This is a genomic window from Mesorhizobium sp. P2_C7 (assembly GCF_056404515.1).
Map to the genome: position 1 here is coordinate 398,848 of NZ_JBFUDW010000005.1, position 12,222 is coordinate 411,069.

11 protein-coding genes are annotated in these 12,222 nt (G+C 61.8%); 5 read left to right on the forward strand and 6 right to left on the reverse strand.

Translation table 11 applies throughout. The features are described from left to right. Position 1: 1 nt before the first annotated feature. From AC1D2G_RS13820 to AC1D2G_RS13835, 4 genes are all read right to left on the reverse strand, one after another. Positions 2 to 1,063: a carbohydrate ABC transporter permease gene (locus tag AC1D2G_RS13820; RefSeq protein WP_010911632.1), complete on the reverse strand. Its 1,062-nt coding sequence runs from the start codon at positions 1,061 to 1,063 to the stop codon at positions 2 to 4. An 80-nt stretch (positions 1,064 to 1,143) separates the two neighbouring features. Continuing rightward, positions 1,144 to 2,577 carry an ABC transporter substrate-binding protein gene (locus AC1D2G_RS13825; RefSeq protein WP_477227854.1) on the reverse strand — a complete coding sequence of 478 codons (1,434 nt, stop codon included), beginning with the start codon at positions 2,575 to 2,577 and terminating at the stop codon, positions 1,144 to 1,146. A gap of 46 nt (positions 2,578 to 2,623) precedes the next feature. After that, the gene (locus AC1D2G_RS13830; RefSeq protein ID WP_457154409.1) at positions 2,624 to 3,736 is read right to left on the reverse strand and encodes an ABC transporter ATP-binding protein; all 1,113 of its coding nucleotides are present in this window, start codon (positions 3,734 to 3,736) and stop codon (positions 2,624 to 2,626) included. Between the two features lie 439 nt (positions 3,737 to 4,175). Beyond that, positions 4,176 to 4,835, reverse strand: coding sequence for a TetR/AcrR family transcriptional regulator (locus tag AC1D2G_RS13835; RefSeq protein ID WP_477414557.1), 660 nt, complete (start codon positions 4,833 to 4,835; stop codon positions 4,176 to 4,178). Between the two features lie 110 nt (positions 4,836 to 4,945). On the opposite strand from AC1D2G_RS13835, the gene AC1D2G_RS13840 reads away from it, so the two are divergent. The 3 genes from AC1D2G_RS13840 to AC1D2G_RS13850 are packed head-to-tail and all read left to right on the forward strand — an operon-like array spanning position 4,946 to position 7,430. Further along, entirely contained in the window at positions 4,946 to 6,142 is a 1,197-nt protein-coding gene (locus AC1D2G_RS13840) for a Tm-1-like ATP-binding domain-containing protein (protein WP_477414559.1), read from the forward strand. A 10-nt stretch (positions 6,143 to 6,152) separates the two neighbouring features. Continuing rightward, positions 6,153 to 7,007, forward strand: a complete 855-nt coding sequence (locus AC1D2G_RS13845; protein ID WP_477414561.1) for a phosphoenolpyruvate hydrolase family protein — start codon at positions 6,153 to 6,155, stop codon at positions 7,005 to 7,007. A gap of 3 nt (positions 7,008 to 7,010) precedes the next feature. Beyond that, positions 7,011 to 7,430 carry a cupin domain-containing protein gene (locus tag AC1D2G_RS13850; protein ID WP_477414563.1) on the forward strand — a complete coding sequence of 140 codons (420 nt, stop codon included), beginning with the start codon at positions 7,011 to 7,013 and terminating at the stop codon, positions 7,428 to 7,430. Positions 7,431 to 7,432: 2 nt separating this feature from the next. Here the strand turns inward: AC1D2G_RS13850 and AC1D2G_RS13855 are convergent, their stop codons facing one another. Both AC1D2G_RS13855 and AC1D2G_RS13860 read right to left on the reverse strand, forming a co-directional pair. Beyond that, complete coding sequence (locus AC1D2G_RS13855) at positions 7,433 to 8,113, reverse strand: DUF4304 domain-containing protein (RefSeq protein WP_477414565.1); 681 nt, start codon at positions 8,111 to 8,113, stop codon at positions 7,433 to 7,435. 35 nt (positions 8,114 to 8,148) lie between these two features. Beyond that, a complete protein-coding gene (locus AC1D2G_RS13860) occupies positions 8,149 to 9,336 on the reverse strand; it encodes a M24 family metallopeptidase (RefSeq protein WP_477414567.1) in 1,188 nt (395 codons plus the stop codon). A 372-nt stretch (positions 9,337 to 9,708) separates the two neighbouring features. On the opposite strand from AC1D2G_RS13860, the gene AC1D2G_RS13865 reads away from it, so the two are divergent. Both AC1D2G_RS13865 and AC1D2G_RS13870 read left to right on the forward strand, forming a co-directional pair. Then, complete coding sequence (locus tag AC1D2G_RS13865; RefSeq protein ID WP_477414569.1) at positions 9,709 to 11,319, forward strand: ABC transporter substrate-binding protein; 1,611 nt, start codon at positions 9,709 to 9,711, stop codon at positions 11,317 to 11,319. A 282-nt stretch (positions 11,320 to 11,601) separates the two neighbouring features. After that, the coding region (locus AC1D2G_RS13870; RefSeq protein ID WP_477414571.1) for an ABC transporter permease at positions 11,602 to 12,222 on the forward strand (621 nt) is incomplete at its 3' end.

Sequence of the window (12,222 nt, forward strand, 5' to 3'; positions counted from 1 at the left end):
GTCAGGCTCCCTTCGTACGGCGGTTTGCGAGGTACAGGTAGAGGTTGGTGAGAACGATCACCATGAACAGCATCAGATAGGAGATCGCCGCGCCCTCACTCGTCTTGTTCTGCTCGTTGGCGATGCGGATCAAGTGATAGGAGATCGTCAGTGTGTCGTTGCCGCCCTTGGTGAGGAGGATGACGAGATCCGCCAGCTTGAATGCCTCGATGGTGCGGAAGAGAAGGGCCAACATCAGAAGGCCGCGGATGTAGGGGAAGGTGATCATCCAGAATTGGCGCCAGCTGGAAATACGGTCGATGGCAGCGGCCTCGTAAAGGTATTTCGGCACCGAGACGAGGCCCGCCAGCACAAGGAGCATGACGAAGGGCGACCACATCCATGCGTCGGCGAAAACGATTCCCGCCACGGCACCGACTTTGTTGCTCATCAGGATGAACTGGTTGCCGGAGATGGAATTGATGACGTAGCTGAGAATCCCGAATGTCGGGTCATAGTAGTAGGTGAAGAACACGCCAGAGGCGACAACCGAAAGCATCATCGGTGTCAGCACCAGGATCAACAAATACTTGCGCAGCGGAAATTGCTTAGCGAACAGGATGGCCAGCAGAAAGCCGACGATCATCTGCGCGGAGACGGTGAACACGACGAACATGGCGGTATTGATCAGCGCGCCCCAAGTCGCGTGAGCAGCGAGATCGTTGGTAAGGATCCGGACGTAGTTCCCGAGTCCGACGAAGCGGATCGTCTGCTGGTTTGCCTGGTAGGCGAAGAACGAAAGGCCCAGCGACCACAGCAGGGGGAAGATATTCATCACAAACAGAACGGCGATTGCCGGAGCGACCAGCAGGGCGCCGAAGTAGTGGCGGCGATACGCGTTGACGGTAAATGCGGCCGCGACCAACGCCGCCGCGGCGCCCACCACCCAGAAGGAGACAGCCGCCGGCAAGCCCGCCATTGATATGGCCGACACGACGACAGCGACAGCGATGGCGAGTTTCCAGTTGTGGGCAACAACCGCGGTAAGGCGTGGTGTCAGCAGCGTGCTTGAAACAGCGGTCATGAGAGTCCGAAATATGGAGCGCCTGACGTGGCAATGATGGGGAGCGGCTTTTGCCCGCTCCCCGCAGCTATGTTGGATGGTTACTGGATAAGGCCAGCGTTCTTCAGGAGGTCCTCCTGGAACTTGGCGATGTTATCCAGGGTGGTTTTGGCGTCCTGCTTGCCAGTGATGGCTAGGTCGTACTGATCCTGCTGCTGGGTGAGCAGTTCGAAGAACTGCGGCACGTGCCACATGTCCTTCTGCCAGTCGAGCGAGTTCGCCCAGGCGCGGTCCCACGGACGATAGGTCACGTATTTCGGATCGCTGTAGACCGACTTGATCGCGGACTGGCCGCCGGCGGCTGCGAACTGGTGCTGGATATCGGGCGAGAGCCACCACTTCACGAAGCCCACCGCTTCCTTGATTTGCTCAGGCGTCGTCCAGGTGGTGAGAACGAAAGGCTGTCCGCCGATCTGTGACGTACGATTCACCTTTCCGTCGGGGCCGCGCAGGCCTGGCGCCAATCCGAACACCAGCTTGTCGGCAACCTTCGACGTCTTGGGATCGAGCGAGGCTTCGCCGAGACCGATCCAGTCGATGTTCATGGCCACCTTGCCTTCACGGAACAACTGGTCCGAGACGAAGATGTCCATGGTGCCGGTCTTGACCACCGGCGGCATGTACTTCAGCAATTTGAGGAAATGCTCCATGCCCTCGATGGACTTCGGGGAGTTTACGACGCCTTCGGCATGTCCGGTCGGGGCCTTGGTTTCATCCCAGATGCCGCCGCCATGCTCCCAGACGAACGTGTGGACCGAGCTCGTCGAGAAGTCGTAGCCTTTGCCTGCCTGATAGGCGATGCCGTAGAAATCGTCATCCAGCACCTGGCCGGCGAGCTTGTCGCCCTTCTTGCGCTGGAAGAATTCGCCAACATGCTCGAACGTGTTCCAGTCCATGGCGTCGATTTCTTCGCCGGTGCAGGGCAGCTTCTCATTGTACTTCGCCTTGAAGGCGGCCTGCTCGTCGTCGTTGCAGAGCACGTCCTTGCGGCCGTAGGTGACCAGCACGTCCGGGAACTGCGGGAAGCCGTAGTAGTTCGGCGTGCTGTTGGGATAGGTCGAGTAGGCGTTGAGCACGGCCGGATGCATCGACTCCATCGCCGCCTTGAGTTCCGGGTCGGCATCGATGAGATCGTTGATCTTGCGGAAGTAGCCGCCTTCGACGAAGGCGCCCAGCCACTGCGAGTCCGACACGATGAAGTTGTACTTCTTTTCGCCCGAGGTCAACGAGGCGTTGACGCGGGTGTAGAAATCCGGCCACGGAATGAAGTCGACATCGAGCTTCACGGTATTGCCAGACTTGGGCTTGTACTGCTCGTCGAAGAACTTCTTCATAATGCGGGTCGGGGGCCAATCCGGCACCGCCATCGTCAACGTCACTTCTTCGGCAGAGGCATAGGTCACGCCTCCCACCAGTAGCGTGGCAGCGAAGCTTGCGGCTGTCGCTAGCCCTTTCACTTTGGTCATCGCCGTCATTCGCGTTTCCTCCCTTGGTTAACCGGATTGCTTCTCGCCGTTCGCGTCAGGTCATTGCCTGGCCGCTCACGGCGCGGAAGACGTGGATTTTCCTGTTATCGATGGCGATCGATGCCGAATCGCCGGTCCTGATGCTGGCGGCGATCGCTTCCGGCAGCACCATGCGCAACATCTCGCCGCCGGCCTCGACCGAGACGATCGTGATGTCGCCGAGCGGTTCGACCAGATGCACCTTCGAGGCAACCCCGGCTTCGCCCTTGGCGGCGAGCCGAATGTCGCTCGGGCGAATGCCGATCAGCGCGGCCTCGCCGGCATCGGCAGTCTTTGGCGCCGTCGCCGGAACCAGTGTCCCGAGCGGCGTGTCGAAAGACCTGGTGTCGGCGCGCACCGAGGCCGTGAACAGATTCATGTGCGGCGAGCCGATCTTGCTGGCGACATAGGTATGGATCGGCTGTTCGTAAAGCTCGTCCGGCGTGCCGATCTGGACGATGCCGCCATCGCGCATGACGGCGATCGTCTCGCCCATCGAGAGAGCCTCGAGCTCGTCGGGCGTGGCATAGATCACGGTCATGCCGAACTGGCGGTGCAGCCGCTTCAGCTCGGCGCGCGTCTCGTGCCGAAGCTTGGCGTCGAGATTGGTGAGCGGCTCATCGAGGAGAAGAATCTTTGGCCGGCGGATCAGGGAGCGGCCGAGCGCGACGCGCTGCTGCTCTCCGCCGGACAGGGTTGCCGGCTTGGCCTTCAGGCGGTGTGTCAGCTTCAGGATCTCGGCGGTCTCTTTCACCCGCTTGTCGATCTCGGCGCGCGCGACTTTCTCCTCGCGCAGCGGATAGGCGAGATTGTCGTAGACCGTGAGGTGGGGGTAAAGCGCGAAAGACTGGAAGACCATCGAGATGCCGCGGCCGGCGATCGGCGCATGGGTCATGTCGCGGCCGCCGATCTCAAGCGTGCCGGAGTCGGCTTGGACGAGGCCGGCGATAGTGCGCAGCGTCGTCGTCTTGCCAACCGAGCTCGGCCCGAAGAGTACGAAGAAGCGGCCTTCGTCGACGGCGAAGCTCAGGTCGTTGATGGCGCGCACGGATCCATAGGCTTTGCTGAGCCCATCGAGGCGCAGCGCAATCCCCTTGCCGGCACTGGCGCGAGGCGACGTCTGCGTCACGATGTGCTACCTCGTGCGGACGGAACACGCGCCATCCGTGTGATCCTCCTCGCCCTGCCGAAATGGACTGCGGCTGTCATTCCCGATCCGCCTTTTCTTTCCTAATCTGGTATTACCAATTTAAGATGCTCGTCAAGCGCTTTCTTAAAATTTGCCGTCACCAAAATAAGCTGAAAACGTCCGCTATATGTTGGTATTTCCTTCATTTTTGGCAATTCTCCACCTTCATCCCGTTCGCAAAACGCCAATCCCCAAAATAACTGAAATCGCCGACCTTCAAATCTGGTCGAACCAGATTCGCTCCGAGCTACCGCGGCGACCACCCCGGATTGCCCTCGACGCCCCCCCAATCCGGTCCGCGTCGGGAGAAGTCTCATATCCTACATCCGCCTTCGTCCAGCCCTCCTCCATGCCCAATTCACGCCGCCACCACCCCTGGTCAGGATGGCGTCCGGAGTCGCGCCTGGCGCACCAGCGCTGAGGCCGCCCACCGGGCGACGGCCAGGGTCTTGCCGCTGTCCAGGCCCCAGATGTCCTTCAGCACAATCAGCAGTTCGACGCCGAAAATCAGCGACAGCGCCTGCGCCAGGCGCTCGAATTCGCGCGGCGGCAGCTCGCCCCTCAGTGGCGCGATCGCCTCCTTCAGCAAGTCGATGCGATGCCCCCGGGTAAAAGCCGGCTCGCCGCCCAGCGTGCCGGCCTGGCGCCTCGCCCACTGGTCGAGCRACAGCTTCAGGGCCGCCTTGAACGTCGCCTCGAAGGCCTCGATGCGCGGCATGGCGGTGTCGAACAGGTCGGCGACCCGGCGCTCGGCATCGGCGGAGGTCGATTGCCAGGTGAGGATTGGGCCGAGCCCCTCGTCGACGACAGCCTTCACCAGCGYCGCCTGGCTCGGGAAATAGCGATAGGCGGTGGCGCGGGAAACTTCTGCCGCTTCGGCAACCTCGCTAATCGACGGCGTGACGCCCGCCTGCATCAGCCTTGTCGCCGTCTCCAGCATAAGCCGTTTCGTGCGCGCGCGGGGGCCACGCTCCAGCGCCTGGCCGCTACCCCGCTCGGCGTCTTCGCCTGCTGTCGATTGTTGACGTGAGACATCCATGTCAATACGATACGCGCGTCTCAAAAATTTGCAATGACCTTCGCATCGTCGAGCGGCCGGGCAATGAGCGGAGGGGCGCAGCGTTGCGCCGGCCTGGATTGGGGAACGCAATGAAGCGCATCTATGCGGTGGGCACGGCTGACACCAAGGGCGAGGAACTCGCCTTCCTGGCGGATGCGATAGCCGCCACGGGCGCCGCCGTTTCGCGCGTCAATGTCGGGACGCGCGACCCAACCGTCGCGGTGGACATCCCGGCCAAAGACATTGCCGGCCATCACCCCGGCGGTCGTGACGCCGTGCTCGGCGGCAACGACCGTGGCGCTGCGGTCGCCGCCATGGGCATCGCCTTCGCCCGCTTTGTCCAATCGCGAAACGACATCGCCGCCATGATCGGTATTGGCGGTGGCGGCGGCACTTCGATCATCACGTCGGGCATGCGCGCGCTGCCGCTCGGCCTGCCGAAGATCATGGTCTCGACGCTCGCCTCCGGCGACACCGCGCCCTATGTCGATGTCTCCGACATCGTCATGATGCCATCGGTGACCGACATGGCCGGGCTGAACCGGATTTCCCGTGTCGTCCTGCACAACGCCGCCCAGGCCATATCAGGCATGGCGGCCAGGCCGGCGCCGCCGGCCGATGGCAAACCATCGATCGGCCTCACCATGTTCGGCGTTACCACGCCTTGCGTGACCGCCATCGCCGACCAGCTTCGCTCGACCTATGACTGCATGGTCTTCCACGCCACCGGCACCGGCGGCCGCAGCATGGAGAAGCTGGCCGACAGCGGCCTGCTGTCGGGGGTGATCGACATCACCACGACGGAGGTCTGCGACCTGCTGTTCGGTGGCGTGCTGCCGGCGACCGAGGATCGTTTCGGTGCGATCGCCCGCACCGGGTTGCCCTACGTCGGCTCGGTCGGCGCGCTCGACATGGTCAACTTCTGGGCGCCGTCGACCATCCCGGAACACTATCGCGGACGGTTGGTGTACGAACACAATCCGAACGTCACGCTGATGCGCACCACGCCGCAGGAATGCCGCGCGATCGGCGAATGGATCGGCACAAGGCTCGCCCTCTGCGAGGGGCCGGTGCATGTCCTCATTCCGGAAAAAGGTGTCTCGGCGCTCGACATCAAAGGCGGTGCTTTCTTCGATCCAGAGGCCGACGCCGTTCTGTTCGAAGCCGTCGAGAGCACCATCCAGCCGAACGACATGCGCCGCGTCACGCGCTTGCCGCTGCACATCAACGATCCCGAATTCGCCAAGGCAGCGGTTGCGGCCTTTCTCGACATCGCCAGACAGTGAGATCCAAGATATGCCCGCCATACCGCGCAAGGACATACTGAAGAAGTTCAGGGCAATGATCGACAAGGGCGTGCCGATTGTCGGCGGCGGCGCCGGCACCGGCCTGTCGGCCAAGGCCGAGGAGGCCGGAGGCATCGACCTCATCATCATCTACAATTCCGGCCGCTACCGCATGGCCGGGCGTGGTTCGGCCGCCGGCCTGCTCGCCTATGGCAATGCCAACGAGATCGTCAAGGAGATGGCCTATGAGGTGTTGCCGGTGATCAAGAAGACGCCGGTGCTGGCCGGCGTCAACGGCACCGACCCGTTCGTCATCATGCCGCTGCTTCTCACCGAGCTGAAGACGATGGGCTTTTCCGGCGTGCAGAACTTTCCCACCATCGGCTTGTTCGACGGTCAGATGCGGCAAAGCTTCGAGGAGACCGGCATGGGTTTTGGGCTCGAGGTCGAGATGATCGCCGAGGCACATAAGCTCGACCTGCTGACCACGCCCTATGTCTTCAACCCCGACGAGGCCCGCGCCATGACAAAAGCCGGCGCCGACATCGTCGTCGCCCATATGGGGGTGACTACCGGCGGCTCGATCGGCGCCACCTCGGCCAAGTCGCTCGACGATTGCGTTGTCGAGATCGACGCCATTGCCAACGCGGCCCGTTCGGTGCGCAAGGATGTCATCCTGCTTTGCCATGGCGGGCCGATCTCGATGCCTAATGACGCGCGCTATATCCTCGACCGCTGCAAGGGCCTGCACGGCTTCTATGGCGCAAGCTCGATGGAACGGCTGCCGGCGGAAGCCGCGATCGCCAAACAGACGGCTGATTTCAAGGCCGTCTCGCTTCATGACCAGAAGAAAAAGAAGGGATGAGAGATGACCGACAAGAGCAAGGTGTTTGTCTACCCCAAGGACGTCAGCGCCTTCGGCTTCGACTGGGGCAGGCTGGCGTTGACGGTGGCCCCTGAGGTGAATGGCGCGACGCGCTTTTCCGGCGGCGTCGTCGACCTGCCCTCCGGCAAGGGCCACACGCGCCACAACCATCCGGGCGCCGAGGAAATCATCTTCGTCATCTCGGGCAACGGCGAGCAGATGGTTGAGGACGAGAAGGGCAATCCGGTGGTCGAGAAGGTCGGCCCCGGCTGCACCATCTATGTGCCGGAAAGCCGTTTTCACTCTACGCTCAACACCGGTGATGGGCCAATGCAGCTTTTCGTCGTCTATTCACCGGCCGGGCCGGAACTGGTGCTGCGGGAGCTGCCGGATTTCAGGTTGCTGCCGGCGGGGAAGGACTAACGTCAGAGGCTGAAGCCAATCTTCATCGCACGAGCGACCCTTGCCAGGTTGTTGGCATCGCTTCCCGCAGCGAGCCTATCCCGCAGAGTGGGGACGTCGCGCTCAGATCGGAAGACATCCGGCGAAGGTAGGCGCGCGACCCAATAGGACATACAGTTTTCCGCTGCCTCTGGACCAAGCTGCCAGAATACAAACCGAACAGCATTTTGTGGGAACATGAAACCTGGGATTTCAGAATGCGCGAGCTGCTCGGCTACTTTGCGTGGAGCACCAAAACGCTCAAAGAACGGCAGGACAGTCGTCTGAATGTTGGCAACGATGTTCGCGATTTCAGAGTGACGAGTAAGCGGGTTTGCGATGTTCCATGTCCGCCAGTGATGCGGGGTTCGCAAATTGCCAAGCTGTCCGCCCGCGACCCAGTCGCTGGCATTGGCCGGCCAACCGTTGCGTTGATCCCATTCCTTTATTGCCTTGTTGTAGACCGACGCATGCACGACGAGCTCGACATACTCGCCGCCGACATTCAAATAGTTTGACTGAAAGGAAATTTTGAATGTCCAGTCGCCGGCGCGGCGACTTGCATGAGGACCGCTTTTTGCAAAGCGAAATCCAACAGATTCAAGCCGAGATGAAATCTGGCAACATGTGTCGAGAAAGACTTGCCTTGGCGGTTCCTGATCCATCTTAGTGAATGCTCAGGCGATCAAACCAGCGTCTATTACCCCCCACCTCTATTCCATCCCCGGCCCCGGTCGCCGAACATCACATAGCCGGTGTCCGTCACCGCCAGTGTATCCTCCAGCTTGATGAACCCCCGCGTCGGGTGAAGCATGGTCGTCTCGACTGATAGCACCATGTTTGTTTCCAGCGGCTTGGCCGCGTAGGTGCCTTCATAGGTCACCGGATGGTTGGTCATCAGGAACGGCGCTTCGTGCGTGATCAGTCCCATGCCGTGGGCGAAGAAATCCGTATAGGGTGCGACCTTCGAGGCCTTCAGCACACCCTCGGCGTGCAAAATCATGTCGCCGCCCAGCGTGCCCGCCCTAACCTTGGAGAACGCCGCCTGTTGCACTGTCTCGACCTCGGCCAGCAGGTCTTCGAGTTCGGCATCCGGTTCGCCCAGAATGCCCATCCGGCAGAGGTCGCCGATATAGCCGTGATAGTTGCCGCCGGAATCGATCGACAGCACCTCGCCCTTCTTCCACGCCTGCGGTGAAGCGGCGCGGTTATGGCTGGAGCCCAGCGTCAGCAGGCAATATTCGAAATGCGCGCCCCGATTGGTCTCTTCGCGCCGAAGTTGCTCGATGATCTCGGTCTTGGTCGTGCCTTCGCCTGCCCAGGCGATTGTGGCCAGCATGGAATCGGTGATCAGTTCGGAAGCGGTGCGCAGCTTCTCCAGCTCTGCATCGGTCTTGATCGCGCGCATGCTCTCCAGCATGGCTGTCGCATCGATCAACTTGGCGTCCGGCAATGCCTTGCGGATCAGCGTGTAAGCATCCGACGGCAGGAAGCTCGGCTCGATGCCGATGCGGGCGCCCGTTCTGCCGATCTTCCGCAGGTGCTCAACGGCGAGGTTGGCTGCGTCGAGCGTGCCCCAGCAGGCGGCGTGCAGGGTCGGTGTCCAGAACGGGTTGTTCTGGTGCTCGGCGCCTTCCATGCGGTTGCCGATATAGGCGGCATGGTCGGGTCCGCCCTTCTCATAGACGACGACAGGCAAATAGCGACTGTGGCCGATGGCATCCATGGCGGCGAAGAAGATGAACTTGTAGCCGCCCAGCAGATACTGCGTGTTGTGCTTGGAGGTCGCCAGCAGCACATCGATGCCTGCCTCCTCCATCAGCCGGTCGACCCTTGCCTTGTCGAACGGGATATTGCTGACGGCACTCTTGCCCTGAGCAATGTTCATCTCTCTCTCCCTGAATTGCCCGAGATCGCCGGCCGTTTGCTCCTGATCCCTTGGCTGTGGATCAAATCTGCACCATTTCGCTCGCTCTGGTCTAGCCAGAAACACGCGAAATGGCCTGCTTCAAACTCACCATCACGTTATGTCAGCGCATTCAACGAAATCTGGTCTTACCAGATAGATCAGATTGAACCGCTTCCTCCAAACTGGTCCAGCGGACGAAAATTTCAAAGCCAAGCAAGGATGCGCCAATTCCGTCTCTGGCGAAACCCTCGGCAAGGCTCATAATCGCCACCGCAAGGATGCTGGCGGGCTCGCCGACGTTCGAGGGGATTGGCGCACCCGGTTGGGTTGCGGAGAGGACGGAGTTCGATCATGTCAGGTTTCACGATTTCCAGACGCCAGATGCTTGCCAGCTCGGCAATGCTGCTGGCCTCCACCGCCATGCCGACATTCGGCTGGGCGCAGACGCCGAAGAAGGGCGGGCGCCTGGTGCTTGCCGCCGATTCCGAGCCGCGGAACCTCAACCCGGCGATCGTCGCCTCCAACGGCGTCTTCTTCATCTCCAGCAAGATCGTCGAAACGCTGGCTGAAGCCTCGTTCGACGGCAAGGACGGGCTTGCGCCACGGCTGGCCTTGAGCTGGGAAGGGACTGCCGACGGGCTCTCGGTCACGTTCAAACTGCGCGATGGCGTCAAATGGCATGACGGCAAGCCATTCACCTCGGCCGATGTCGCCTTCTCGGCGTTGCAGGTATGGAAGCCTCTGCAGAATCTCGGCCGCACCGTGTTCAAGGATCTCGCAGCCGTCGACACGCCGGATGATCTCACCGCCGTGTTCAAATTCGCCAAGCCGACCCCGTTCCAGCTGATCCGCAACGCGCTGCCGGCGCTGAGCAGCGTGGTGCCGAAGCACATCTACGAGGTGGGCAAGATCGAGGACAACCCGGCCAACAACGCGCCGATCGGCACCGGGCCGTTCAAATTCGGCGAATACAAGGCTGGCCAGTATTACCGGCTGACGAAGAACACGGATTACTGGGGCAAGGACGAGCCCTATCTCGACGAGATCATCTATCAGGTGTTGCCCGACCGCACGTCGGCGGCGAGCGCACTGGAAGCCGAAGAGATCCAGCTCGCCGCCTTTTCCGCCGTGCCGCTGGCCGACCTCGACCGCATCTCCAAGGTGCCAGGCCTCAAGGTGATCTCCAAGGGCTATGAGGGGTTGACCTATCAGCTCGTCGTTGAGATCAACCATCGCCGCAAGGAACTGGCCGACCTCAAGGTGCGCCAGGCGATCGCGCATGCCATCGACAAGGATTTCGTCGTCAAGACGGTGTTCCTCGGCTATGCCGCCACCGCAACCGGTCCGGTGCCAAAGAACGATCCGCAATTCTACACTGCCGACGTGCCGACCTATGCCTTCGACGTCGCCAAGGGCAACGCGCTGCTCGACGAGGCCGGTTACAGACGAGGCGCCGACGGCAACCGTTTCTCGCTGAAGCTTTTGCCGGCGCCCTATTTTAACGAGACCAAGCAGTTCGGCGACTATCTGCGCCAGGCACTCGCCGCCATCGGCATCGATGCCCAGCTGGTCAACAACGACTCGGCCGCGCACATCAAGGCCGTCTACACCGACCACGCCTTCGACCTCGCGGTCGGCCCGCCGGTGTTCCGCGGCGACCCGGCGATCTCGACCACCATCCTGGTGCAGAGCGGCATTCCCGACGGCGTGCCGTTCTCCAACCAGGGTGGCTACAAGAACGACGCGCTGGATGCCTTAATCGCCAAGGCATCCGAGACGCTCGACACAGCTGCCCGCACAGACCTCTACAAGGAATTCCAGAAACAGGTGGCCTCCGACCTGCCGCTGATCAACGTCGCCGAATGGAGCTTCATCAGCGTCGCACGCGACACCGTCGGCAACATTGCCAACAACCCGCGCTGGGCGGTGTCGAACTGGGCGGACACCTATTTGGTATCGTGACACATTTGCGCGGATGAATATTCGCGGCGAAATCGGTGTTGAAACACGGCCTAAGGCCGCGTTCCTTCACACCCCCCTCTGTCCTACCGGACATCTCCCCCGCAAGGGGGGAGATCGGCGGCTTCGCAGACGGCGGTTCTTTTTCTGCGTGACCTCATCGGAGATTGGCGAAAGCAGAGGTGACATCCAATCTCCCCCCTTGCGGGGGAGATGTCCGGCAGGACAGAGGGGGGTGCCTAGACACCGCACTTCTCTCAATCGGCACGGCGTCATGTCATCCCCATGACCCGCGCCCTCATCCTCCTCCGTCGTCGCCTGGTCGGCAGCATCTTCGTGCTGCTGATCGTCGTTGTCGGCACCTTCCTGCTGCTCGAAGCAGCGCCCGGCGACGCGGTCGACGCCTACATCGTCTCCACCGGCGGCGACGCCGGCATGATCGAACTCCTGCGTCATCGCTGGGGCCTCGACCAGTCGGAGCTGACACGGCTGGCCAACTATCTCTGGGCGCTGCTGCATCTCGATCTCGGACAGTCGGTGACGTTCTCCCGGCCGATCCGCGACGTGATCCTTGAGCGGCTGCCCACCACACTGCTGCTGATGGTCAGCGCCACCGCACTCTCTTTCGGGCTGGGCTCGGCACTCGGCATCTACGCCGGCGCCAGACCGGGCAGTTTTCGCGACCGCTTGCTGTCGATCGGCTCGCTGGCGCTCTATGCCGTGCCTGGTTTCTGGCTCGGCCTGGTGCTGATTGTCGTCTTTGCCGTCGACCTGCGCTGGTTACCGATCGGCGGCATCGAGACCCTGGCGTCCGACAAGACCGGCTTCGACCGTGCCGCCGACATCGCCATTCACCTCGTCCTGCCGGTTTCGGCGCTGGGCTTCATCTATCTGGCGCTCTATCTG

Coding starts and splice junctions, on each gene's coding strand:
- AC1D2G_RS13840 (WP_477414559.1), top strand. CDS start 4,946: ATGAAGCGCATCTATGCGGTGGGCACGGCTGACACCAAGGGCGAGGAA.
- AC1D2G_RS13865 (WP_477414569.1), top strand. CDS start 9,709: ATGTCAGGTTTCACGATTTCCAGACGCCAGATGCTTGCCAGCTCGGCA.
- AC1D2G_RS13820 (WP_010911632.1), bottom strand. CDS start 1,063: ATGACCGCTGTTTCAAGCACGCTGCTGACACCACGCCTTACCGCGGTT.
- AC1D2G_RS13860 (WP_477414567.1), bottom strand. CDS start 9,336: ATGAACATTGCTCAGGGCAAGAGTGCCGTCAGCAATATCCCGTTCGAC.
- AC1D2G_RS13825 (WP_477227854.1), bottom strand. CDS start 2,577: ATGACGGCGATGACCAAAGTGAAAGGGCTAGCGACAGCCGCAAGCTTC.
- AC1D2G_RS13855 (WP_477414565.1), bottom strand. CDS start 8,113: ATGGATCAGGAACCGCCAAGGCAAGTCTTTCTCGACACATGTTGCCAG.
- AC1D2G_RS13850 (WP_477414563.1), top strand. CDS start 7,011: ATGACCGACAAGAGCAAGGTGTTTGTCTACCCCAAGGACGTCAGCGCC.
- AC1D2G_RS13845 (WP_477414561.1), top strand. CDS start 6,153: ATGCCCGCCATACCGCGCAAGGACATACTGAAGAAGTTCAGGGCAATG.